This is a genomic window from Limosilactobacillus portuensis, assembly GCF_014838735.1.
In the GTDB taxonomy this organism is placed as follows: domain Bacteria; phylum Bacillota; class Bacilli; order Lactobacillales; family Lactobacillaceae; genus Limosilactobacillus; species Limosilactobacillus portuensis.
On record NZ_JABUXQ010000010.1, the window covers coordinates 21,321 to 44,168 of the forward strand.

The 22,848-nt window shown below is 39.9% G+C and carries 24 protein-coding genes and 1 pseudogene; 13 read left to right on the forward strand and 12 right to left on the reverse strand.

All coding sequences use genetic code 11. The features are described from left to right. The first annotated feature begins 63 nt into the window (after nucleotides 1-63). The 7 genes and pseudogenes from HUK49_RS04485 to HUK49_RS04515 all read left to right on the forward strand — a co-directional run bounded on the left by HUK49_RS04485 (nucleotide 64) and on the right by HUK49_RS04515 (nucleotide 7,238). Nucleotides 64-747, forward strand: coding sequence for a response regulator transcription factor (locus HUK49_RS04485; RefSeq protein ID WP_191912815.1), 684 nt, complete (start codon nucleotides 64-66; stop codon nucleotides 745-747). Beyond that, complete coding sequence (locus HUK49_RS04490) at nucleotides 737-1,723, forward strand: sensor histidine kinase (protein ID WP_191912816.1); 987 nt, start codon at nucleotides 737-739, stop codon at nucleotides 1,721-1,723. Before HUK49_RS04485 ends, HUK49_RS04490 begins: the two co-directional genes overlap by 11 nt. A gap of 287 nt (nucleotides 1,724-2,010) precedes the next feature. Beyond that, the gene (locus HUK49_RS04495) at nucleotides 2,011-2,766 is read left to right on the forward strand and encodes an ABC transporter ATP-binding protein (protein ID WP_191912817.1); all 756 of its coding nucleotides are present in this window, start codon (nucleotides 2,011-2,013) and stop codon (nucleotides 2,764-2,766) included. A 2-nt stretch (nucleotides 2,767-2,768) separates the two neighbouring features. Next, nucleotides 2,769-4,701 (forward strand): annotated as a pseudogene (locus tag HUK49_RS04500) (FtsX-like permease family protein). Nucleotides 4,702-4,827: 126 nt separating this feature from the next. Next, on the forward strand, nucleotides 4,828-5,715 hold the full coding sequence (locus HUK49_RS04505) for an ABC transporter ATP-binding protein (protein ID WP_191912818.1): 888 nt from the start codon (nucleotides 4,828-4,830) through the stop codon (nucleotides 5,713-5,715). Then, the gene (locus HUK49_RS04510) at nucleotides 5,705-6,454 is read left to right on the forward strand and encodes an ABC transporter permease (protein WP_191912819.1); all 750 of its coding nucleotides are present in this window, start codon (nucleotides 5,705-5,707) and stop codon (nucleotides 6,452-6,454) included. The genes HUK49_RS04505 and HUK49_RS04510 overlap by 11 nt, the downstream gene beginning before the upstream one ends. 13 nt (nucleotides 6,455-6,467) lie before the next feature. Further along, complete coding sequence (locus HUK49_RS04515) at nucleotides 6,468-7,238, forward strand: ABC transporter permease (protein ID WP_191912820.1); 771 nt, start codon at nucleotides 6,468-6,470, stop codon at nucleotides 7,236-7,238. A gap of 49 nt (nucleotides 7,239-7,287) precedes the next feature. Here HUK49_RS04515 and HUK49_RS04520 read toward each other — a convergent pair whose 3' ends face one another. The 7 genes from HUK49_RS04520 to HUK49_RS04550 all read right to left on the reverse strand — a co-directional run bounded on the left by HUK49_RS04520 (nucleotide 7,288) and on the right by HUK49_RS04550 (nucleotide 14,173). After that, the gene (locus tag HUK49_RS04520; protein WP_191912821.1) at nucleotides 7,288-7,797 is read right to left on the reverse strand and encodes an O-acetyl-ADP-ribose deacetylase; all 510 of its coding nucleotides are present in this window, start codon (nucleotides 7,795-7,797) and stop codon (nucleotides 7,288-7,290) included. 89 nt (nucleotides 7,798-7,886) lie between these two features. Further along, the gene (locus HUK49_RS04525; protein WP_191912822.1) at nucleotides 7,887-8,513 is read right to left on the reverse strand and encodes a helix-turn-helix domain-containing protein; all 627 of its coding nucleotides are present in this window, start codon (nucleotides 8,511-8,513) and stop codon (nucleotides 7,887-7,889) included. Nucleotides 8,514-8,818: 305 nt separating this feature from the next. Next, nucleotides 8,819-10,732: a M13 family metallopeptidase gene (locus HUK49_RS04530; RefSeq protein WP_206705620.1), complete on the reverse strand. Its 1,914-nt coding sequence runs from the start codon at nucleotides 10,730-10,732 to the stop codon at nucleotides 8,819-8,821. Between the two features lie 45 nt (nucleotides 10,733-10,777). Continuing rightward, nucleotides 10,778-11,071 carry a hypothetical protein gene (locus HUK49_RS04535; RefSeq protein WP_191912824.1) on the reverse strand — a complete coding sequence of 98 codons (294 nt, stop codon included), beginning with the start codon at nucleotides 11,069-11,071 and terminating at the stop codon, nucleotides 10,778-10,780. Beyond that, nucleotides 11,068-12,363, reverse strand: coding sequence for a vWA domain-containing protein (locus tag HUK49_RS04540; protein WP_191912825.1), 1,296 nt, complete (start codon nucleotides 12,361-12,363; stop codon nucleotides 11,068-11,070). Before HUK49_RS04540 ends, HUK49_RS04535 begins: the two co-directional genes overlap by 4 nt. Next, a complete protein-coding gene (locus HUK49_RS04545; RefSeq protein WP_191912826.1) occupies nucleotides 12,360-13,535 on the reverse strand; it encodes a P-loop NTPase family protein in 1,176 nt (391 codons plus the stop codon). Before HUK49_RS04545 ends, HUK49_RS04540 begins: the two co-directional genes overlap by 4 nt. A 2-nt stretch (nucleotides 13,536-13,537) precedes the next feature. Beyond that, complete coding sequence (locus HUK49_RS04550; protein WP_191912827.1) at nucleotides 13,538-14,173, reverse strand: DNA-3-methyladenine glycosylase; 636 nt, start codon at nucleotides 14,171-14,173, stop codon at nucleotides 13,538-13,540. Nucleotides 14,174-14,237: 64 nt separating this feature from the next. On the opposite strand from HUK49_RS04550, the gene HUK49_RS04555 reads away from it, so the two are divergent. The 3 genes from HUK49_RS04555 to HUK49_RS04565 all read left to right on the forward strand — a co-directional run bounded on the left by HUK49_RS04555 (nucleotide 14,238) and on the right by HUK49_RS04565 (nucleotide 15,704). After that, a complete protein-coding gene (locus HUK49_RS04555; RefSeq protein ID WP_102167935.1) occupies nucleotides 14,238-14,636 on the forward strand; it encodes a DUF488 domain-containing protein in 399 nt (132 codons plus the stop codon). Between the two features lie 174 nt (nucleotides 14,637-14,810). Further along, nucleotides 14,811-15,023 (forward strand): hypothetical protein, encoded by a 213-nt coding sequence (locus HUK49_RS04560; RefSeq protein WP_191912828.1) that lies wholly within the window; start codon nucleotides 14,811-14,813, stop codon nucleotides 15,021-15,023. 288 nt (nucleotides 15,024-15,311) lie between these two features. Further along, the gene (locus tag HUK49_RS04565; RefSeq protein ID WP_191912829.1) at nucleotides 15,312-15,704 is read left to right on the forward strand and encodes a helix-turn-helix transcriptional regulator; all 393 of its coding nucleotides are present in this window, start codon (nucleotides 15,312-15,314) and stop codon (nucleotides 15,702-15,704) included. Here HUK49_RS04565 and HUK49_RS04570 read toward each other — a convergent pair. Then, nucleotides 15,696-16,013, reverse strand: a complete 318-nt coding sequence (locus HUK49_RS04570; protein WP_102167936.1) for a DUF7671 family protein — start codon at nucleotides 16,011-16,013, stop codon at nucleotides 15,696-15,698. The genes HUK49_RS04565 and HUK49_RS04570 overlap by 9 nt on opposite strands. 116 nt (nucleotides 16,014-16,129) lie before the next feature. Here HUK49_RS04570 and HUK49_RS04575 point away from each other — a divergent pair, with 116 nt between their 5' ends. After that, nucleotides 16,130-16,771, forward strand: a complete 642-nt coding sequence (locus HUK49_RS04575; protein ID WP_191912830.1) for an NAD(P)H-hydrate epimerase — start codon at nucleotides 16,130-16,132, stop codon at nucleotides 16,769-16,771. Nucleotides 16,772-16,920: 149 nt separating this feature from the next. After that, nucleotides 16,921-17,922: a D-2-hydroxyacid dehydrogenase gene (locus tag HUK49_RS04580; protein WP_148444419.1), complete on the forward strand. Its 1,002-nt coding sequence runs from the start codon at nucleotides 16,921-16,923 to the stop codon at nucleotides 17,920-17,922. 74 nt (nucleotides 17,923-17,996) lie between these two features. Here HUK49_RS04580 and hisS read toward each other — a convergent pair whose 3' ends face one another. The 3 genes from hisS to HUK49_RS04595 all read right to left on the reverse strand — a co-directional run bounded on the left by hisS (nucleotide 17,997) and on the right by HUK49_RS04595 (nucleotide 21,314). Beyond that, a complete protein-coding gene (gene hisS / locus HUK49_RS04585; RefSeq protein ID WP_191912831.1) occupies nucleotides 17,997-19,274 on the reverse strand; it encodes a histidine--tRNA ligase in 1,278 nt (425 codons plus the stop codon). A gap of 146 nt (nucleotides 19,275-19,420) precedes the next feature. After that, on the reverse strand, nucleotides 19,421-20,596 hold the full coding sequence (locus HUK49_RS04590) for an MFS transporter (protein WP_191912849.1): 1,176 nt from the start codon (nucleotides 20,594-20,596) through the stop codon (nucleotides 19,421-19,423). A gap of 97 nt (nucleotides 20,597-20,693) precedes the next feature. Then, complete coding sequence (locus HUK49_RS04595) at nucleotides 20,694-21,314, reverse strand: LVIS_2131 family protein (protein WP_102167939.1); 621 nt, start codon at nucleotides 21,312-21,314, stop codon at nucleotides 20,694-20,696. Nucleotides 21,315-21,539: 225 nt separating this feature from the next. Here HUK49_RS04595 and HUK49_RS04600 point away from each other — a divergent pair, with 225 nt between their 5' ends. After that, nucleotides 21,540-21,740 (forward strand): LBP_cg2779 family protein, encoded by a 201-nt coding sequence (locus HUK49_RS04600; protein WP_003716400.1) that lies wholly within the window; start codon nucleotides 21,540-21,542, stop codon nucleotides 21,738-21,740. Nucleotides 21,741-21,837: 97 nt separating this feature from the next. On the opposite strand, the gene HUK49_RS04605 is transcribed toward HUK49_RS04600, so the two are convergent. After that, nucleotides 21,838-22,773, reverse strand: a complete 936-nt coding sequence (locus tag HUK49_RS04605) for a LacI family DNA-binding transcriptional regulator (RefSeq protein WP_191912832.1) — start codon at nucleotides 22,771-22,773, stop codon at nucleotides 21,838-21,840. Nucleotides 22,774-22,848 lie beyond the last annotated feature (75 nt).

The following is a 22,848-nucleotide window of genomic DNA, read 5'->3' on the forward strand; positions in this document are numbered from 1 at the left end:
TTGAGTTGGGGATTTTCTTAATGTATGATCTGATTAGTTATTTGACTTTTTTGGGGTTCAAAAATGGCTAAAGTATTCGTTGTGGAAGACAATCCCACAATTATCAAAACGATCAGAACTGAATTAGCAAAATGGAAACACACAATCATCACCGTTAAAGATTGGGATCACGTGGCGGACGAAGTGGAAGAAACTGACTCTGACCTAATCTTATTTGATATTACCCTACCAACTTTTGACGGTTTTTATTGGATTAGTACTGTGCGGCAAATTACAAAAGCACCAATTATTGTTATTTCAGCAGCGGATATTGATAGTAATATTATGCACGCAATCGCCTCTGGAGCTGACGATTACATCATGAAGCCCTTTTCTACTGCTGTCCTGCTAGCTAAAATCCAGGCGCTTCTCCGGAGAAGTCAGGAACCGGGCAATGTGGACAGCCTCAATTGGGACACGAATGATCTTAATTCACTCACTAATGAACTAACGACACCCAAGGGAACTGTTCAATTATCTCCCACTGAAAGCGCCCTTCTCAGCGTCCTTATTACCCACCTAAATCAAACGGTTACTAAGGAGCAACTTCTTGAATGGCTTTGGCAGGGTGGTAAATTCCTTAATGATAATACTTTAAACGTTAATATCAGTCGACTGCGGTCTAAACTAGCAACTGTCAATTTGAATGATAATCTGCGAACTGAACGTGGAATTGGCTATCGGTTGGTGACCCGTCATGCAAAATAAAAAATTCTGTTTCTATCAATTAAAGTCATTTTTACCGCTTATCATTGGCTACCTTTTTCTTCTCGGGACTATTAAACTCTTAACAATTTTGTACTACATCCCCAAGGGCTTTTTCTGGGACGTTATTCGCTTTAGCTTACCCTTCCTAGTAATTTGGTTCTTCATCAACAGCTACCAATCTGCTAAACGGCTAAAAGCAATCATTAAGGAACGGGATACCCCTGCAAGCACCCCAATTGAAGCTCAACTTCTCCATACTAATAAGTTCCAACGACGGAAAAGCGAACATTTAATCCGGAGCTTGCATAATCATCAACAAGAGCAGTTAGACCATGTTGAACTGTATTCTCACGAAATCAAAAATTCATTGACCAGTTTACAGGCAGCCGCGGAAAATAACGATATGGTCCCCAGCAAGGTAATCCGTCAAGCTATCCAGCAGGCAGACTACCATTTAGAAATGTTATTAAATGACGAGCGTCTCGCAATATCTAGCAATGACTTTAATTTTGAATGGATCAACCTTCAAGCACTCATCATGACAATCCTGAAGCAAAACTCTTCTGTTTTCATTAGTCGTCAGCTCGTTCCCAAACTCCAGCACCTTAACGGCATCTCTGTCTTAACTGACAGAAAGTGGCTCCGCTTCTGTATCAACCAACTTCTAACAAATGCCATTAAATATTCGCCTAATGGGGCAACGATTTTCTTTAATTGGGCTGATAACAGTCTCCAAATTATTGATCAGGGAACTGGAATTTCCAGCAGTGATCTCCCCCGCATCTATGACAATGGCTTTTCTGGCAAAAATGGTCACCAAACAACTAAGTCAACGGGGATGGGTCTATATTTAGCTAAGAAGATCACCGCCCAGCTAAATTTCGATCTAACAATCACGTCCAAAATCGGTCAGGGAACTCGTGCTACTCTCCATTTCCCAGGAAATAATGTCAAACACAAGGCCATTAAAAAGTAACAACACAGCTCATAAACATTACAATTCTGTAAGGTTCTCCGCAATTCTGTAAGTACCAATTGCCGGAGAGCCTTTTTATAATGAAGATAGAGTGTGAGCCCGTTAAGACCTTCCGGTGGCTAACGATTTCTCCGACGAACGGCGTCTTGCCGTCGGAGTCGGAGGTCGTTAGCTCGAGGAAGGTTAGGGCGAACACATTTTGACTCTGCTGCCTAGAACATCAGCCACTGCGCTTCAGAAGTACTCTTCTCTCACAAACGCAACCATCAAAGAAAGGATCAATCATCATGAACCTCTTACACCTTAGCCACATTAAACGAACATATAATGCTAATTCAGCTCACCCAGTTCACGCACTCAAAGATATTAGCTTTGACGTTAACGCTGGTGAATACATCGCAATCATGGGTGAATCTGGCGCTGGGAAAAGCACCTTGTTGAATATTATCGCAACCTTAGAAAAGGCTAGTGCTGGTGAAATCCTATTAAACGGGCAAGATTTAAGCGAACTGACTGCTGACGAGGCAGCTAAGTACCGTCGCGAACACCTTGGTTTTATTTTCCAGCATTTTAATCTCCTGGATAGTCTTTCCAACCGAGATAACATATACCTCCCATTGGTCCTAGCCCAGGTTCCCGTAGCAGAAATGACTAAACGGGTTAAGCCGCTTGCTAAAGCATTAGGAATTAACCAAATCATTGATCGCTTTCCAACAGAAACATCTGGTGGTCAACAGCAACGGGTAGCAATTGCCCGGGCATTAATTGCTCAACCCGATCTCCTGTTAGCTGACGAACCAACCGGTGCCCTTGATTCAAATACCAGTAACGAAATTCTTGATCTCTTTGATACCGTTAACGGTAATGGACAAACAATCATCATGGTTACCCATAGTGCTGCCGCTGCTAGTCATGCTAAGCGAACTCTTTTTATTAAAGATGGCAGAATTTACCATGAATTATTCCGTGGCGATGACTCGCTTAAGGAATACCAAGAGCAGATTAGCAATACAATGATGACCCTTACGAACGGTGGTGAATAAGGATGCTGTACTTTAAATTAATCAATTCTAGTTTTAAGCGAAACATGCGGAGTTATGGTCCCTACCTAATGGCGACCATTATGCTTGTCGCTATTAACTACATTTTTCTTGCAATTGAAGCTAACTCAAGCTTAAAGAAACTTAATACTGGGGCTGTTACTTCAGCAATGTTGGATCTTGGCTTCAAGTTCATTTTCCTCGTTACCTTAGCATTTCTAATCTATGTCAATCGCTTTCTTTGGCAGCAACGGAGCCGGGAGATCGGACTTTATAGCATGTTAGGAATGACCAGTCATAATCTTCAACTCCTGACAATTATCGAGAAATGCTATTTAATGATTATTAGCCTCGTTGCTGGATTAGCCTTTGGGATCATCTTTGAGAAGTTAGCCTTCCTTGGCTTGGGCTATCTTTTAAATATCGGGCACCTCGCTCAACCGTGGTTCGTTTCATCGGCAATTACCAAAACAATTATTTTAACTGGTTGCCTTTTTGCGATCATTATGGTGATTGATCTGGTCAAACTCCACCGGTTAACTCCAAACCAGCTCTGGCATCCCGAAGCAGTATCTCCTAAACGTCATGGCATTTTCTATCCAATAGCTGGGATCTTAGGCTTTGCTCTTTTAATCTGGGCATACTACATTACACTCACAATTAAGCCCAAGATTTCTGCTATCTCACATTTCCTTTTAGCAGTAATTCTGTTAGTAATCGGTACCTACCTAGTGTTTATCATCGGGAGTATCATTCTCTTAAAATTACTCCAGAAAAACAAACGCTTCTATTACAAACCACGTCATTTTATTGCTGTTTCCGGAATGATCCAGCGAATGCAGCAAAACGGCGCCAGTCTTGCCACTATTTGTTTACTTTGTAGTTCAATCCTTGTAATTCTCTTCACTTCAATTACCCTTTACGTTGGGATTGGGAGTACGGTTAAATCCTACGCTCCAGAAGACGTTGTAATTACAAGCAATCAAAGATTAACAACGGAACAGAAAAGTTCGATCAACACTACTGCTCGTCAGCACCACGCTAAAATTAACCATTACCTAACTTACAAAATGACAACTCCGCAATATGGTTACTGGCGGGATAACAAATTCATTAGTCAGGGCAGTATTCAAAAAATGGACAATAAAACCAGCAGTTCGGTAATTTTATTAACAACCAACGAATATAACCGCATCACTGATCAACATGTCCATCTTGCAGGTAATGAAGCCTTGACCTATACCAATAATAAAGGGCACGCTGGGACGCTGATCGTTAATGATCAAAAGTATCATGCAAGAAAGCTTCAGCACTTCTCAGGATACTTCAATCCCGATCATAGTATTTATACCCCGACCTATCGCTAATAAGCTTCCGAAGTCTTTACCATTAACCACCGTAACCACTTTTAATTACCAATTACCAGGAAGCCAAAAGCAACGAATTAAATTCGAAAACGCCTTACAAGCAAAGCTTAGGATTAATAACCTTTCATTTACCGGTAAGGCAACGATTACGTCTTTGATTAACGGCCTCTACGGTGGACTAGTTTTCGTTGGAATCCTCATCAGCTTGGCACTAGCAATCACAACAACAATCGTCATTTACTTCAAGCAAATTTCTGAAGGGTATGCTGACCGGAATCGATTTAAGACAATGCAACAGGTTGGGCTTAGTGAAAAGGAAACCGTTAAAAGTATTCACAGTCAGGTCTTGATGGTCTTCCTTCTTCCCGTAGTTGGTGCAATCGTTAACCTTTGCTTTGCCATTCCGGCAATTCGGCAAATCATGATCCAACTTAACTTCTATAACCTTCCGCTAATGATCACTGTGGGAATAATTGTAGCAATCAGTCTCCTTATCCTTTACCTTATTCTCTATGGATTGACTACCCGCACATATCGTCAAATCGTTGACAGTCAAGTTGAGGAAAATTAATCTCAAAAAAGCTCTTAGTATTGCCAGATTCAGCGTACTAAGAGTTTTTAGTTTGTTCACCTATTGATTAATGAACCCCCCCCATATAGAATTAAGGTGAATTCAACTTATTGGGGAGATGATTCAATGCTAACCGTGAAGAATCTTAATATTTTCTATGGTCGTAAGCAGATAATCGAGAATGCTTCATTTAGTATCAAGCCGGGTGAAATCGTGGGATTAATCGGACCGAACGGCGCAGGTAAAACAACCATTATGAAAACTCTTCTGGGTCTAACAAAATTCACTGGATCGATTTCTTTTAACAATCAGCCCATTACTGCCAATAATCACAAGGCGCTACAAAACGTTGGCGCCTTGATCGAGAACCCTGCAATTTACCCATTTTTAAGCGGAAAGGATAATCTCTCCCTCTATTCAACTGATAAGGACGAGGTCGCAGAGTTAATTACTAAGCTACAAATGAATTCTTACATTCAGCGCCAAGCTAAAAGCTATTCAATTGGGATGAAACAAAAATTAGGGATCGCATTAGCCCTGCTTAACCATCCCCAGTTTGTGATCTTAGATGAACCAATGAATGGTTTAGACATCGAAACCACTATTCTTATTAGAAAAATAATTCACGAGTATGCACACAAGGGAACCGCATTTCTTATTTCAAGCCATGTTTTAAGCGAACTGCAAAAGGTAATGACTTCCGTAATCATTTTAAACCAGGGACATATCATTATGGATGTTCCAGTTTCCCAATTCCAAGAAAGAGACAGTCAGCAATATCGCTTGGTGACCACTGACAATCAAACCGCCATTAAGTTATTAACTGCTAATTCCATTACCGTGATTCCTACCTCTGCTGGACTAATTGTTAATAAGGACGCACTCTCTCAAATCCAGCAAATACTATTCGAAAACCAGATCTGGTTACGGGAGCTTGTTCCTAACGTCCCATCTTTCGAAAAGAAAATCATTACTGTCCTTAAAGAAAGGCGGGAGAATTCAAATGGGAAATAGTTTATCACGAGAAATTTATAAATTCACTCACCAGCGAACTCCTCTTTATGGCTTTCTTGTTATGATTGCCCTAATGCTTTACAGCAGTATTCCTTCATACAAGGTTAACCCTTTCTTAATCACTCAAGGATTCGGAGCTATTCAATGGTGCACAATCATCATGGTCGCTGTTAGTGCCGACTTTATTTCAATGGAATATCGTAATAATACAATGGTCACGCTTCTTTTTAGAAGTAACCATCAATTTACCATTTACCTTGCTAAATTGATTACTCTAGTGGTTTATGGGATTACTTTGTTATTAGCTGGTTTTATTTGCTCACTGATTTTGATGCTGTTTCTAGGAAATAACTATTCGTGGTCTGCTAGTTTTCATGGTTATCCCCTGATCGTCGCGTTAGGATATAACTTTCTAGGCGCCTTTATCTACCTAATGTTTACCATTTCGCTCTCACTACTTTTGGTTATCCTGTTAAAGTCAAATTCAATTGTCATCATTATCGGTCTCGCAGTCGATTTTTTGGGAGCTAACTTTTCTGGGCTATTAATGAATATCCTTCCGAAACAATTATGGGCGTGGAACCCACTCAATATGATTAACATCATTGTTCAACTATCTAATCAAAGTACAATTAAAATTACCCATCTCAGTAATTTTGAATTACTTCTCGGTAATGGTTGCTATACCCTACTATTCATTATTTTGGGATTGTGGGCCTTCAAAAACTACCAAAAATAGGGGAGGGACAAGTATGTATCCCGAATTACATCGTGAACTTTATAAACTCAGTCACCGCAAACTCACTTGGTGGATGCCCGTGATAATGATCGGTTTAATGATTATTATGGGATTAGCAATGGGAAGAGACTATTCCAATTTGCTCGTGATGACCTGCTACAATTCCAGCGACATTATTATGCTAATTCTTGTCATCCTTGGATCAACTATTTTTTCAACAGAATTTCAAAACAATACGATCCTTGCACTGATTTATCATTCATCGAGCAAGCTAGCAACCTTTATGGCAAAGTACATTGCACTCTTTATCTATAATGTAGCCCTTCACCTTTTAGCAATTATCTTTACCGTTCTTTTAAATATTGTTCCGCTTCTCAATGCACCAGTATCGTGGACAAGTATTTATAAATATCATCAGCCACTAGTAGTAAACATGCTAGCGACGACTGGTATTGACATCATAACTTCAACGTTAATTATCAGCTTACTGTGTCTCTTCTCTTGTCTGATCAACTCCGATGCAATTGTTATTGCGATTAACGCAATTATCATTTTTATGGGGAGGGGCTTTTCTGCAAGTTTACTAAACGCTAACTTGGGAATCGATCAAATTCTCAAGTGGAATCCCCTTAACATGACTAATCTCACAACTCAATATTATAACTACGCATCCTATCACCCCACTTCTATGCTTTCCAACAGCCAACTCTTCTGGGGAACTTGTTGCTATATCGTTTTGATTTCAGGACTAGGATACTTAGCGTTTAGAAGAAAACGATTTTAAAAAATAAACTTCAAGAGCTTCGCAATTAAGTTCTTGAAGTTTATTTTTACTATTCTTCTTTGATTTCTCTTTGGTAAGCTGCATAGGTGGTTGGATCAAAACAAACCATTTCAACTTCAGCAACAACCTGACTTGTTTTAAGAAAGTCACGGATTGTTGTGATGGCAATATGGGCAGCCCGAGCTAAAGGAAAGGCATACACTCCAGTACTAATCGAGGGAAATGCTACCGTATGACAATCATTTTCTTCAGCAAGCTGCAAACTGTTTCGGTATGAATTAGCTAATAATTTATCTTCACCATTATTGCCACCATGCCAACTTGGTCCTGGAGTATGGATAACATACTTTGCTGGTAGACGAAAGCCATGTGTAATCCGCGCCTCACCGGTTGGACAGCCATGAAATTGTAAGCAAGCGGCATACAGTCCTGGTCCAGCAGCCCGATGGATTGCCCCATCAACCCCACCGCCACCAAGTAATGTCGTATTAGCAGCGTTGACAATCGCATCCACGTGGACCTGAGTGATATCTCCTTGGATTGCTTTAAGTTGGTGCATTTTTCTCCCTCCTGTCCTGATATTTTTTATTATAGAACTTAAGAGGAACTAAATCCCCTCTTTCAAAGATTTAATTCCTCTGTCGATTCCTATTGTTCAATTTTGGATTTAAATTGCGGATATAGCCAAATTGTAGCGGTAACGCAAAAGCCGAATAAAATATATCCCGTAATTCTTCCAGAAACATATCCTAAATAGTTATGGATATCTCCTGGCATTACTGAAAGTGACGAAGCAGTTAGCTCAAATTGCATCACAGCCAAGACAAGCCAACAAATATAGAATCCGTACTTCATCTTCAACCTTTTCCAGTCAATATACTTTAGAAGAACAACCGTGTTGAAAATTAGCGCTAATACTAATACCCACGTAAACTTTCGCAGAGTTAAGTTACCCATTATCACAGGCTTTGCTAATAAAATTACTGACATAATAACATTAATAATGTAACTAAAGATAAAGGTCCGCCGTTCTTTTTTGTTTATTTCATGTTCTTGTTTATAGTTATCAATCATTTCGTGATCCTCCCGTAATAAATCATCTAAACTTACACGATAGAGGTCACTAACTTGAACCAGCATAAAAACATCAGGATAACTTCGGCTATTTTCCCAACTGGAAATTGTTTTTCGTGAAACATTTAGTCTTTCAGCAACCTCTTGCTGCGTCCAGTTATTCTTCTGTCGATAAGATTTCATTTTTTGAGCAAAATTCATTTATAATTTAACCTCCACCGATATCAAATTAATTTCCCGGGAAATAATTCTTGATACCAAGATAACCAAAAGTGCGTTAAATGTCACGCTAAGGATCATGGCAACAAAAAAGTTCCGCTTGTCTACTCATACAAGACAAGTGGAACTTTTTATGAACTTACTTTAGAAGTGTAGCATTGCTAACACGACCGCAATCAGTCCTACTGCAGCATAGCTAAAACGTGCTCGCCAGGAACTTGCTAGAGCTAGCAATTCTAATGCAACATTACCAAGGCGCAGTAGCTAATCCGTCACGGCTCACACACTCACCAAATATTCACCCGATCTTCGGGAGCTTTGAACATCGGATCGTTGGGTTGGATGTTGAAAGCGGAGTAGAAGTCATCGAGGTTTTCGGCTTGGATATTAGCCCGGAGTTTTTGTGGAGCGTGAACGTCAATGGAAAGTAACAATTGTTCATATTGTTTAGTAGCCTTCATTCGCCAGATCGTTGCCCAGTTAATAAAGAATTTCTTAGCATCGAAATCGTCCTCTTGTTTAGCAGCCTCCAAGGCACAACTCAAGCCACCGGCATCAGCAATGTTTTCGGAAACAGTCAGCTTCCCGTTAACCTTCTGACCAGCGAATTCAATTCCATCAAATTCTTTAATCATCTTTTGGGCCAACTGCTTGAAATGGGCGGAATCTTCTTCTGTCCACCAGTTATTGAGATTCCCTAATTCATCAAAAAGTGCCCCGTTATTATCAAAGGCGTGCGAGATTTCGTGAGCAATTACCGCACCAATTCCACCATAATTCTCACTACTACTTTGCTTTAGTGAATAGAATGGTGCCTGCAAGATTGCGGCCGGAAAGACGATAATATTCTTAAACGGGTGGTAATATGCGTTTACGGTTGCCGCACTCATTTCCCAACGCATCCGGTCAACAGGCTTGTTCCACCGACTAAACATCTCGCGATTTGCGACAATGTTAGCTTGATTGAGGTTCGCAATCAATGACTCACCCTCATCAATTTTAATTTGATCGTAAAGTGCTGGAATCTTATCTGGGTAGCCGACCTGAATACCTAACTTATCTAACTTTAAGATCGCCTTATCACGGGTAGCCTTGCTTAACCAGTCATTGTTAGCTAGTCGGCCCTTGTATACCTTGATCATCTGCTCAACCATATGATGAACATCTTCTTTGGCTTGAGGGCCAAAGTATTTTTTCCCGTAATGGTCACCCATTACTTGGCTAAAGACATCTCGTGCCAAGTAATAAGCAAATTTCCGTTGGTTAATCGGCTTTTTACTCCCGGAAAGCGCCCGACTATACCGGCCGTTAATCTCCCGCATCTCATCATCAAGATAGCTTGCGTTAGCTCGAATAACGTTAATTAATGCCCAGCTCTTAAACAATTCAAAGTGATCCGTTAAAATTCCATTAAGTGCCTTAAAGTATTCTGGTTCAGTTACAATGACCTTTTCAGGAGTAGTACCAATGAGCCGTTTAATCACCTCTGCCAAGTCAAGCTGGTCAGTTGAACTTGCTAATTCTTCGACGGTTTGCGGATTATACATTTTACTATAATCTGCTGCTTCCTCTGCACTCTTGACATTTGGTGCAAGTAAGGCATCAAATTTCTTAGCATTTTCAATGTGTTTAGCAGCTTCCTCTTTGCTATAACCCAACTTGTCCATCAAGGTGGCAACCATTGATGACCATAGTTTTAATAATTGATCGTGCTGCTCTTTCTTATCGTTTTCATAATAGCTTTTATCTGGCAAGATCAATGAAGGAGCAGAAGCAAATAGAGCATAAACAGTTGCATTCTTCATATCAGCATCAATATCAAAAACAACTGGTGACGGCATCCCCGCCATAATCCAATTCCGCCATTGACCCTGGTATTCATCATATGACTTTAGTTCTTCAATACTTGTAAGCATCCGCTTAAGGGGACGTGGACCAACCTTTTTGCGAAAATCAAATTTTTTAGCTAACCGGTATAGTTTGACCATCTCGTTAAAGCGGGAATCATCACTTTTTTCTTTTCCTTCTGCATAAGCATCTAGATCATCCATAAGTTGCTTATCAATCTCGTCAACAAGATCATTAAAGCCCCCAGTTGCTGGCTTATCATCAGGAATTTTAGCGGTCTTTAACCATTCCCCGTTAACCGCTTCATATAAGTCATTTTTTATTTCTTGTTCATTTACTGTCACCCTCTTCATCCTCCTTATTAATCATACATTTATTATACTATTTTTAATTATTCGTTATCCATCAAAGGGCTTTAAGAGCTCGAACCGCGCAGCCCCGCTGAACCATTGGGAATGCTGACTTAATAATTGACCAACCGCTTGATAATCATCGAGATTAACATTTCCAATTACTAGGCGATGATGTTGCAACTGACGAGCTAAAATTACGTCTGCAGCCATTACCCGATCCCGAAAAAGCATTTGATTTCCTAAATCCCAATCAACGTTCAGGAGCTTAACTGCCCGCTGGTATTCTTTTGAATGAGTTAGGATCTGTTTCATTACTGTCGGCTTTAATAATTCAGTCATTTTATTCCCTTCTTTAAGCTAAGAATTCGCCCGACCGGACGTTGAAGTGACAAGTCTGTAACTGATCCAGTTACTAACCAATCCACTTGATGAAAATTGTATGGATTAATCTTTTGTTCACCCCATCCATCAGTCATGATTACTACTAATGAATTTGTTGGATTAATCTGACGATCATGGAGAAAATCAAATATGCATTGGAAACTTGTCCCTCCGCCACCAACTCGGTGAAAAATAACCCGCTTGCCATTTTCAACACGTTGATAATGCTCAGAATGAACACGTGCATCAAACGGGTAAACTTCTACTGGAAGGTGATCGCTATTCGCCAAATAACTAATCTGGCTTAATAGCTTTTCCAGCTCATCATCAGTCACTGAACCAGAATTATCAACAAAGACTAAAACTCGGGGAACCAGTCGACTAACCGATCCCGGAAGTTCCATCCGCCAGGGTTGTCGTCGATTGAACCGGTATGCTGCTTCCTCTCTTCCTGCAGCTAACGTTCCCACTTGACGGCTGATTAATTGTTGCCAATTAAACCGATTATTTATTTGAGGTTTCAATAATGTTGTTAAAATATCACCTGGTAATAATCCACGATCCTTTTTTGGAGTATTCATATACGCCTGGTGTAAGATCTTCTTTAACTGCGCTAACCGTAATTGTTGAATTCCAAAAGCAGGTTGAGCATTACCTAATTGCCATCCCTGATGTGTTTCCTGAATTACCTGAGAAGGTTTCGCTTGAGTATTTTTGCCTGTTCCCCGTTCTTTTTTTCGTTGTAATTTCTGCTTATCTTGATCTGACAGGTTCTTTAATAAACGAAGATAACTGCTCGAATCCTGGTGTGATAAAATTCGGTGATGTAAATACCGTTGCAGTTTCTCTAACGTCATTGTTTCACGGGGAACTTCTGGTAAATATTGGTTAACTGCGATATCCGTTGCCAATTGAACTAGTTCCGGCGTAGGAGAATTAGCATAACGTAACGGATGTTGCCATAGTAAATGAAGGGCTTCGTGTTCTAATAAAATTACTACTTCATCACTTCGTAACTCGGCTAATTTTTGAGGGACTACTCTTAACTCAATTTGATCTTTTTGCCAAAAGAGACCCAGAATTGCATCTTGTTCCTGAACAACCCGGCGCGGAACTTGTAGAAGAATTTCGCCAAGAATCCGCTGACTCTGGAGAACCTGAATAATCGCTTGAGTAAGAACACGCTGAGTTATTTCATAATCTGAAGTGTTTCCTCTTAATTGCTCAAGCATTTTTGCTAGTTGATTCATTCGCCCCGATCTCCGTAAGTCGCTATTTGAGCACCAGTTTCGTATAATTCTGCCACCGCACCGGCAGGATTTTCTTTAGCGGTATTATACATTTTATTTAACAATTCATCGTCTTCACCAACTTGCCGAATAAGTGAATATTGGCCGTCCGGACTAATATCGGTTAGGTACGAACTAAAATTAGCTGCCCCGCTATTCTGTGCTAACGTCTCTGGATATTTCCTAACCCATTCACGTAAAAGCGATAACTTATCAGCTTCTTCTAATTGTTGGAAGTCGGCTTCGAGTCCGGCTTGATTTATCATATCGCTTACCTTTAAGCGAACCCCGCGTGCCTGAACAAATTCAGCAAATGAAACCCCAATCTCAGTTCCCAAATCACCGCTAAATAAGTCAGGTGCTAGTTGTTCTTGTACTTTTCCAGAAAGTTTTTGTAACTGGTCCAGGTTCCGTGAAACTCGCTCCCAAGCTCTTGGCGTTGGTGTTAAATCAGAGCCAAATTGGTGTGGTTGAATTAGACGACTCGGGTACTGTGTTAAGTATTCAATTACCAACGGATTAATTTGAGAACGCTTCGCCCGTCCGCGAGGCTTTTTTGCCCACTCAAGCCATTCATCAGTCGAACTAGCCATCACTAGACGAACAGTCCGATCCTTAATCGCCGCGTCACCAGTTGAAACTGCATACTCACTATTTTCAAACCCTTCCATTGTGTTATCTGGATTTTCGGCAATTACAATTCTTACCGTTTCTGGAAGTCGCAAACTGTTAATTTGCCGTTGGAGAACCAAATTCATCAGCTCACTCTGAACAGACTGTGAGCCCCGATTAAACTCATCCAGAAACCAAATAATTTCCCGGTTGGGATTCTCTTCAGCATAGCGCACGATTGACACCAGTGTTTCAGAGTAACCAAACTGAACATTTGCTAAGCGACCATAATCCTTCGTTTCAACAAAGGAGTCACTAGTCAGTGGTGGGACAGGAATTGCAAGATCTCCCTTTTCACTTAAACTAACCACGGTAGTATATAGTTTGGCGTCCATCTTCTTAGCAACTTCCCCTACTAAGGCGGACTTTCCTAACCCGGCTTCACCCACAATGCTAGGAACATTTCCAGCGCGTAAAACTAACGGGACCGTAATTAGGAGCTGTTGATATGTCAGGGCCATTTTTATTCCTCCCATCCATGATCTTTTAAGTTCATTTCACGTTTCCGCAGACCAGAAACATAAGGGTTTCCCTTAACATAAAAGCGGTATGGCTTCCGACCATCCTTGCCATTTAAATTTACTCCAATCCGACTTGTCGTTATAATCTCACGTGGTTTTCGACCGGTAGTAAGCTCAATCGTTAAGGGACTGGTTTCTAATGGCTGACCATCCAATTCTCGTGAATGAATTCCGAGTGCTTGAACTAGCTTTGCAGGACCGTTACTAAGATTAAAGCCACTCATTCCTCGATTAATTATCATTTGTTCTTGATTAACAGTCGGTTCTAGTCCCCGAATAAGGACTCCCTGAGGCTCTTCGGCATCCTGAACAACCACGTCAAAGCAATAATGGCCCCTAATTTGATAAAGATAAATATTTCCCGGGTTACCATAAAGTGATTCGGAATAATTCGTTCGTCGACCATTATATGCATGTGAAGCGGAATCATTTTCGCCAAGATAGGCTTCTGTTTCTACAATTAATCCACCAGTTGTTATCCCATCAGCGTTAGTATAAGTAATCTGTTTTCCCAATAGTGATCGGGCAATCTTTTCTGTGGGACGACCGGTAAAAAACTGTTGATAATTTGTTAGCATCCTTGATTCCTCCTCAACTTGTACTATTCTAAAAGTATCACTAATTAGAAGGGGATTCACTATTATGGAATTAAAGTTAGAAAGAATTTATACAAAGCCTGCCGACCTCGATGGCTACCGAATCCTTGTTGACCGTATTTGGCCCCGTGGGATCTCAAAAGAAAAGGCACATCTTGATCGCTGGATGAAAGAAGTTGCCCCGAGCAGTGATTTACGAAAATGGTATGGTCATGATGTTGCCCGTTTTCCAGAATTTAAGGAACGTTACCTGAATGAAATTGCAAACGCGCCTTCTTACTACAATACCCTTCGTGCAATTGTTCAAGAAGAATTAAAATCACAAAATGTCATTCTTCTTTATGGTGCCAAGGATGAAGAACATAATCAAGCTGTAATCCTTGCAAACAAGCTCGCATCTGATTTGGGAGTTAAGGTTCACTCAGTTAAAAAAAGCGAAAATTAACATAATCTCCTTAATGCTCTAAAGATAAACGCAAAAAATGGCTTTTTAGCATTTAGATATCCTTTTAAAGCAACAATAACCCCCGAAAATCGATTTTCGGGGGTTATTATGTTAAAGCTTAAGAACAATTACACTAAAATACTATTTTTTAGCATTAAGAAAGGAGAGTTTGTAATGAGATACCTACCATTCTCCAAATATAAGTATTACATAAAAGATAAAACAGAAGATTTAACAACTGCTCTTGAAAAAGAATACCAAGCCAGATTAAACGGCTATACTAGTCAGAAAACATTACTTTCCCCCCCCTCCTCAACTATCGAGATGGGACTCAAACAAGTAAATATCCGATCTTTTACTTACCATTACCAAAAATACAAAACTTAGCTGATCAGTTTAGAAGAAATTCAAATGAAATCAAGACCATCTAGCAATTAAAGACCTTGAAAATATTGGTGCAATCAAACCTGTCTCTAAACGTCCTAAACAGCATCTAATTCAAATTCTCTAATAAATTGCATTATTCCAAGTAAATAGGCGGAATATTAGTAACCGCAACTACCAGTTAACAAGCAATTCCTGGTAGTTGCGGTTTTTTCGTCCGAAGTTCTTGCTCATTTTATAAATATCAAGTAATAATATTATCAAAATTAACTCAAGAAAGGATTTTCACAAATGGCAATTCAATTCTCAAGTCAATTAACTAAGCTTCGCGAAAGTAACAACTTATCACAATCTCAACTTGCTGAACAACTAAACGTTTCCCGACAAGCAGTTTCTAAGTGGGAAAATGGTACCGCTCTCCCTGACATTGTTTGTCTTGTTGAAATAGCCCAACTCTTAAATGTCAGTCTGGACAAACTAGTCCTTGCAAAAGAACCTATAACTAGTCAATCTTCAATTAATAAAATGATCGACGCCCACCTCAAAGAAAATTCACGACAAAATTCCTGGCGTCGGCAACCAATTACCAATGTTTGGGAATTTCTTGCTCGTTATTGGTGGGTAATTATTGCTTTAGTTGTAACCATCGCTAGTATGTTTGGCATTAACAGTAACTTATTTTAATAGCTTCAACCCTCGCTGCAAAACCGCATCATCCACAAAAGTCGTTAGAAAACGTTGAAGTGGCGTTTCACTATGGCGATCCTTAAATGCCATCGGTTCAGCGGCAATAATAACGGCCATCAGATTATTTTCCGTTAACATCAATTGCCCGGGCCGTTGATATTTTCCCTTTGTATGTTTCCCGGTTCGCCAAATATGGATCTTGGCGTTCCCTTGTTGATCTACTTTCAGTTGATACTGACCGTTATCATCTGTCTCAACCGGAATACATGTAAATCGTTGAACTTCATACTTTCCTTTTTTACTCACTATTCTCTTCCTCCAGCCATAAGTTAACCTAACCATATTCTACTCTCCTCTAGTCCCGCTCACAATTAACAAAAAGTGCTAAGCTAAAGGTAGTTTATATTCAGGAGGTTTCCATTATGGCAGACAAAGCAATTACCGCTGAACAAATGCGACACTATGATTCATACACAATTAACACAATTGGCATTCCGTCATTAGTATTGATGGAACGCGCAGCATTGGCAGTTCGCGATGAGGTATTAAATGCGTTTCCGTTGAATTTACAAAACATTGTGGTGGTTGCCGGAAGTGGCAATAACGGCGGAGATGGACTAGATGTCGCCCGTCTCCTCAATATTGCCGGTGTAAAAGTCACTATTCTAAATGTTGGTAATCCGGACCACGCTTCCAATGAACACCAAGTTCAAGATCGAATTTGTCAGTACTATAAAATTCCGCAAACTTCAGATCTTAATGTTCTGAAAGACGCATCATTGATTGTCGATGCCCTGTTTGGTATCGGCATTGATCGTCCTGTTGAAGGCAACTATGCTACAGCAATTGAGGCTATTAATAATAGTGACGCCGTGGTGGTTGCCGTTGATATGCCATCAGGTATTAATACCGATACTGGAGAAGTAATGGGCGTTGCCGTTAATGCAACGGCAACCGTTACCTTTGCTGTAAATAAGGTTGGTTTAACTAAAAGTGCTGGTAAAAAACATGCTGGTCGGGTAGTTGTTGCTAGTGATATGGGGACATATCCAGTTGACGATTAGTGATATTAATATTCATTTTTAATTTAAATGTATAAAACATCACTGAATAAGCTTGATTTTAGATGCATTATCTCAGATAATTAGTGAAATAGTTCTCATAATTAATATGATTCTATTGTATTTGAACTATCTTAAATGGAGGGACCATTATGAGTAAAATTTTTGCTTTTAGTATCCGAAAAGATGAAGAACCTTATTTAAAGGAATGGGCTGCTGCTCATCCTGCAGTTGAGGTTGACTTCACCGATAAGCTATTAACACCTGAAACTGCTAGTTTAGCAAAGGGTGCTGATGGTGTCGTTGTATACCAACAATTAGATTACACTCCTGAAACGCTTCAAGCATTGGCAGACTTAGGAATCACTAAGATGTCACTGCGGAACGTTGGGGTTGATAACATTGACATGGATAAGGCCAAGGAACTTGGCTTTGAAATTACCAATGTTCCAGTCTACTCACCAAACGCAATCGCAGAACATGCCGCAATCCAAACTGCACGTGTTCTTCGTCAAGACAAGGTCTTAGACGAAAAGATCGCTAAGGGTGACCTTCGCTGGGCACCAACTATTGGTCGTGAAGTTCGTGACCAAACTGTTGGGGTTATCGGAACTGGTCACATTGGGCAAGTTTACATGCAAATCATGGAAGGCTTCGGCGCAAAGGTTATTGCTTACGATGCCTTCAAGAATCCTGAACTTGAAAAGAAGGGTTACTACGTAGACTCACTTGATGATCTTTACAAGCAAGCTGATGTTGTCTCCCTTCATGTTCCTGCATTGAAGGATACTATTAACATGATTAACGATGACACTATCGCTAAGATGAAGGATGACGCAGTTCTTGTTAACGTATCACGTGGTGCATTAGTAGATACTGATGCTGTTGTTCGGGCATTGGATAGTGGTAAGCTCTTTGGTTTCGTTATGGATACTTACGAAGACGAAGTTGGGATCTTCAACGAAGACTGGCAAGGTAAAGACTTCCCAGATGCACGTTTGAAAGACTTAATTGACCGTCCTAATGTATTGGTAACTCCACATACTGCCTTCTACACTACTCACGCAGTTCGCAACATGGTAGTTAAGGCATTTGATAATAACCTCGCATTAGTAGAAGGTAACACTCCAGAAACACCAGTTGAAGTAAAGTAAGCCTTAAATAAGGATTATTAATTATAGATAAAGGGGCCAGGAAAAACATTTTGTTTTTCCTGGCCCCTTACTATTTACCGCAAATATTTTGTTGGCTCAGCAACAAAATCTGCAATCTTAACATCAATCGTGTCCTTAGTAGCAGCATTTTTTAGTTGGAACTGTCCTTCATCAACCTCACGTTCACCAAAGACCGCAAAATACTTTGCATTACGGCGGAAAGCTTCTTTAATTTGCTTACCAACCTTAACGCCACTGTAATCTTTATCAGCAACAACGCCCTTATCACGGATTTGATTTAGAATCTTAAAGGCAAGGTTATCGCCATCTTCATTTGCACTAGCAAAGAAGACATCTAATTGATCTTGAGGAGCAAATTCTGGATTCTCTTCTTGAAGAAGGAGCATCAACCGTTCTACTCCCATTCCGAAACCAATTCCCCCTTCTTCAGGACCACCAAGTTGGCTAATAAGACCGTTGTAACGACCTCCCGCACAAACAGTCGTGTAGCCACCCCCGAATACTGGCGAATCGGACATGATTTCAAAGATTGTGTGGTTGTAGTAATCTAAGCCCCGAACCATGTTAGTATCAATTTCATAATCAATCCCTAGTTCCCTTAACAAGGATTGAACTTGATCAAAGTAATTCTGTGATTCTTCATCCAAGTAATCCAGAATGGATGGCGCTTGAGCAACAATCTTTTGGTCTCCAGCATCCTTACTATCCAAAACACGAAGAGGGTTCCGGTACATCCGCTCTTGAGAATCAGAACTCAATTCATCGTAGTGGGGCTTCAGAAAGTTAATTAATGCTTCACGATAATCTTCACGAACCTGCTTATCACCTAAAGTATTAATTGTTAACTTCACATTGGGAACACCGAACCGCTTGAATAGCTGCATTGCCATTGCAATTACTTCAACATCAATTTGTGGTGATTCATTATTTAATGCTTCAACACCAATTTGATGAAATTCGCGTTGCCGTCCTGATTGTGGACGCTCATAGCGAAACATTGGCCCCATGTAATAAACCTTGTATGGTTTGGGATATTCAGGACCATACAGCTTATTTTCAACGTATGCCCGAACAACACCAGCAGTTCCCTCTGGACGTAAGGCAATATGCCGGTCACCCTTATCGTGGAAATCGTACATTTCCTTTTCAACGATGTCCGAGGTATCACCAACATTTCGTGAAAAGACGTTGTAATCTTCAAACATTGGTGTCCGGATACCGCGATAACCAAATTGATCAAATACTTCACGCGCGACTTCTTCAACCTTTTCCCAAAGATTAGTCGTTCCTGGTAGTAAATCTGCGGTTCCTTTTGGTTTTTGGTATTCCATACTGGTACTCCCTTCAAAATAAAGCGCCCTCCTAAGACAAAGTGCCTTAGAGGGCGACTAGTAAATTAAATCGTCTCTCTATAATTAATCGTTAATCTTAATTATCCATGTGTGATTTTACCATAGCTAGCAGACTTTTTGTACCTTTACCGTGCCTGCTGCTGATGAATATGAAATAATTTTATTCCTACAAACGTCAAGGTAACAATCATCAGCATAAAAACCGAGAAAAATAGTTCTTGATAATTGCCATGTTCAATTATATATCCGCCATAAAGCGGTCCAATTGCTCGCCCTACTGAAATAACAATATTATATAAGCCTTGGTAGTGACCAGCATTAGCAGTCCCGGTCAACTGGGTAATCCATGCTGGCAATCCTGCAAAGCTCAATGTTTCCCCAATTGTCAAAATCACAAAATCAACTACAAATTCGACCAAGTTATGGGCAAAGATTAAGAAGAAAAATGAACTAGCAAAGATTAAAATTCCTAGCACAATCTGAGTTGAAAGCCGCATATAGGGACTTAACTTGTTAACTAATGGTTGACCGATAATAATAATGATTCCATTTAGTGTCCACAGTAAGCTATATGCATAAAACGGGATCCCCATATTAGTCATATGAACTGCCATAACACTTTCCCAAAGCGAATAACTAATATGGATTGTCATTACATTAACCAAAATTAAGAATACTAGGGCAATAAATTTTGAACGGCCCTTGCTCTGCCGACCTAACTTTGAACGTTGCTGTCCAATACTCTTAACCTCAATATTAAAGGTGAAGAGTACCATTAGGGTTAGGCCGAGGTAGAATGCTGAGGCAACACTAAAAACCAGTACGACACTAATCGGTAATAAGACACCCACAAGAAGGGTCCCCAGCACTACTCCCACATTAAATGCCATGTAAATATAGTTAAATACAAAGCGTGCCGGATGATTAGCAACCGCTGTCCCGTAGGAATTAACGATTGTCATATTAATCCCATCGCCAAAACTATTAATAACCATTAGCATTGCATACCATGGCCAGCCATGAATGAGAATCAGGAGAATAATTGGAATGGTCGAACATGTCACGCCTAGCAAAGCCGTTCGATAAGAACTCCAATGGTCAAACAACCATCCCCCAATGTAATTACCAGCCATCATTGCAATTGATATCAGGAGCATCACTACTCCCGCAGTTGTTAACGTTTGTCCTAAATATTTGTTAACATACATCGTTGTTAACGGCCAGATAAAGGCAGCTCCAGTATTATTCAGCAAGCTTGCTAATGCCACCCACTTTAATTGAACCGTTTTTTCTTTCTTCATTCGTTCTTTTTCTAATCCCACAACTTTTTATTGAACTCCTCAAAAAGAAAGAGACCGAGATACAATCTCAATCCCAATATTAAATCCTTATAATTAATTAGTGTTCAGCTACCATGTTTTCCTGTGGCACCCGAAGCAGAGTATAACTAGACGCAACATGATTTGCTCGTAAGCTAAGACCATTTAACGGTGTATTACGGTAATGGCCCGTCATCACCGCAGCAAATGCATGTCCTGATTCGTTATCAATTTTCTGCAGTTTTTCCTTATTCCATGGTAAGCTCGTTGCTTCAACAGGAATAAGCCGCGCTCCATCACTAATTGAGCTAAATCGGGAACTAACCATGTACTTAGAATTATCAGCCCAGTAAGTGTATGACACGATCGGTCGCTTCCCTGATGTACTGTGCTTAGCAAGAACATAATAATAATCGTTCCCTTGATCATGTAATTGTAATGGTTGGTACTTTGTGGATAGCTGTACCTGTTGACGATCATTGTAGTTAATCGGTTGAATAAAGCGGAGATATACCAAACTCCCTAACCATAAAATAGCCACCAAACTCATTACCACATACTGGGTAAACAATTTACCATCAAACCGTTTCTTCGTTTTAGCAATTAACATTAGCTGCTTTACCCGAATATAATGGATTACAAAACCTAAAAAGCCAATTCCAAGAATCCACATTAACCAGCCTAGCCAGTTCCAACTCATAATTTTAATTCTCCATTTCTTCTCAATAAACTTAACTTATATTGATTATCACACAAAATCATACCATTGTCCGCCCACATCACCAAAACTTAAATATTTATTCCATTTCATTCTCGCAATCTATGATAAACTTAATTTTGGCATCGAATCAAAGAATGTTCTACAATAGGACTAGTTAATCTTATATTAGCTTTGCTAAATAGCACTAAGGGGGAAATTCATTTCATGGATAATTTGAACGAAATTGCCCAGGAATTGATCAAATTTGAACGTGAGCACGACATGAACGATAATCAGGTTGCTTTTGGTAGTCACTTATCTGTTGAACGGATTCACGATATCAAATCTGGTAACAGTAACGCAACTGATGAAGAAGCCGAATTAATTGAACGGTTCATGCAAAGCAACAACACCAGTAACGATTAATTTAGTATTACAAGGCCCCTAGCATTCAAGAAAACTGAATGTTAGGGGCCTTTTATGTATAAAAAGCTCTAATTTATTCATTAGAACTGTGAACTGATTATTCCCTAAATTTTACCGGTAATGTTACTGATTCAATCTTCTTTCTCGGGTTAGCTATTCGTTCAAATAATGTTGAAATTAAATTTTCAGCAAGGGCATGGATTGGCTGAACCACAGTCGGTAATTGTGGGGCAATTTGGCAAATCAGTTGCGAACCATCATATCCAGTAACAAAGAAGTCACGGTTAACCTGGTAACCTCTTTGCCGATATTGTGAAATGATCTTTAGCGCTTGAACATCATTTGATGCAATTACACCATCAAATTGTTCAGCAAAGTCTGTCTGGTCAATTTCTTCTTTGGTTAAGGTTATAAAATTGTGTTCCTGATCATTCAGATAGTCAACTACTCCCTGCAACCGATTTAGTGTTGGCGAAACGGATGTATCTTCGTCAATAATTACCGCCAACCGATCCACCTGATGCTGAATCATAAACCGAGCAGCTAATTTGCCACCACGGTAACTATCAGCCGCAACAATTGGAATGTTGTCAGAAAGATAACGGTCGAAAGAAACGATTGGCGCAGTCAGTCGCTGATATTCTTCAATTCCTAAGTTATGGGAGCCCGAAATAATTCCATCTACTTGATTAGCAAAAAGCATGTTCAAGTACTCATGTTCAATTTCGCGATTCTCAGCTGAAGAAGCAATAATTGTCTTGTACCCTTTTAAGAAAAGCTGATGTTCCAACTCATTAACTAATTCAGCAAAGAACGGGTTCGTAAGATTAGGGAAAATCAAGCCAATAAACTTTGACGGTTTCCCTTGCATTGCCCGTGCAAGAGCATTTGGCTGATAGTTTAACTGGTTCATTGCTTGATGAACTTTCTTAATGGTCTTTTCGCTTAAGGAGCCATAATTGTTAATTACTCGTGACACAGTTGTTACGGAAACACCAGCTAATTTAGCAACATCTTGTAGTTTAGCTACCATACTTCTTCCCCAATCCTTCTCAAACTGTTTTTCATTATATCCTAATATCAGGCTTTGGGATTAAACAAAATAATT

Bases quoted from the DNA above. Each gene is read 5' to 3' on its own strand.
- HUK49_RS04485 (WP_191912815.1), top strand. From the start codon at position 64: ATGGCTAAAGTATTCGTTGTGGAAGACAATCCCACAATTATCAAAACG.
- HUK49_RS04490 (WP_191912816.1), top strand. From the start codon at position 737: ATGCAAAATAAAAAATTCTGTTTCTATCAATTAAAGTCATTTTTACCG.
- HUK49_RS04495 (WP_191912817.1), top strand. From the start codon at position 2,011: ATGAACCTCTTACACCTTAGCCACATTAAACGAACATATAATGCTAAT.
- HUK49_RS04505 (WP_191912818.1), top strand. From the start codon at position 4,828: ATGCTAACCGTGAAGAATCTTAATATTTTCTATGGTCGTAAGCAGATA.
- HUK49_RS04510 (WP_191912819.1), top strand. From the start codon at position 5,705: ATGGGAAATAGTTTATCACGAGAAATTTATAAATTCACTCACCAGCGA.
- HUK49_RS04515 (WP_191912820.1), top strand. From the start codon at position 6,468: ATGTATCCCGAATTACATCGTGAACTTTATAAACTCAGTCACCGCAAA.
- HUK49_RS04520 (WP_191912821.1), bottom strand. From the start codon at position 7,797: ATGCACCAACTTAAAGCAATCCAAGGAGATATCACTCAGGTCCACGTG.
- HUK49_RS04525 (WP_191912822.1), bottom strand. From the start codon at position 8,513: ATGAATTTTGCTCAAAAAATGAAATCTTATCGACAGAAGAATAACTGG.
- HUK49_RS04530 (WP_206705620.1), bottom strand. From the start codon at position 10,732: ATGAAGAGGGTGACAGTAAATGAACAAGAAATAAAAAATGACTTATAT.
- HUK49_RS04535 (WP_191912824.1), bottom strand. From the start codon at position 11,071: ATGACTGAATTATTAAAGCCGACAGTAATGAAACAGATCCTAACTCAT.
- HUK49_RS04540 (WP_191912825.1), bottom strand. From the start codon at position 12,363: ATGAATCAACTAGCAAAAATGCTTGAGCAATTAAGAGGAAACACTTCA.
- HUK49_RS04545 (WP_191912826.1), bottom strand. From the start codon at position 13,535: ATGGCCCTGACATATCAACAGCTCCTAATTACGGTCCCGTTAGTTTTA.
- HUK49_RS04550 (WP_191912827.1), bottom strand. From the start codon at position 14,173: ATGCTAACAAATTATCAACAGTTTTTTACCGGTCGTCCCACAGAAAAG.
- HUK49_RS04555 (WP_102167935.1), top strand. From the start codon at position 14,238: ATGGAATTAAAGTTAGAAAGAATTTATACAAAGCCTGCCGACCTCGAT.
- HUK49_RS04560 (WP_191912828.1), top strand. From the start codon at position 14,811: ATGAGATACCTACCATTCTCCAAATATAAGTATTACATAAAAGATAAA.
- HUK49_RS04565 (WP_191912829.1), top strand. From the start codon at position 15,312: ATGGCAATTCAATTCTCAAGTCAATTAACTAAGCTTCGCGAAAGTAAC.
- HUK49_RS04575 (WP_191912830.1), top strand. From the start codon at position 16,130: ATGGCAGACAAAGCAATTACCGCTGAACAAATGCGACACTATGATTCA.
- HUK49_RS04580 (WP_148444419.1), top strand. From the start codon at position 16,921: ATGAGTAAAATTTTTGCTTTTAGTATCCGAAAAGATGAAGAACCTTAT.
- hisS (WP_191912831.1), bottom strand. From the start codon at position 19,274: ATGGAATACCAAAAACCAAAAGGAACCGCAGATTTACTACCAGGAACG.
- HUK49_RS04590 (WP_191912849.1), bottom strand. From the start codon at position 20,596: ATGAAGAAAGAAAAAACGGTTCAATTAAAGTGGGTGGCATTAGCAAGC.
- HUK49_RS04595 (WP_102167939.1), bottom strand. From the start codon at position 21,314: ATGAGTTGGAACTGGCTAGGCTGGTTAATGTGGATTCTTGGAATTGGC.
- HUK49_RS04600 (WP_003716400.1), top strand. From the start codon at position 21,540: ATGGATAATTTGAACGAAATTGCCCAGGAATTGATCAAATTTGAACGT.
- HUK49_RS04605 (WP_191912832.1), bottom strand. From the start codon at position 22,773: ATGGTAGCTAAACTACAAGATGTTGCTAAATTAGCTGGTGTTTCCGTA.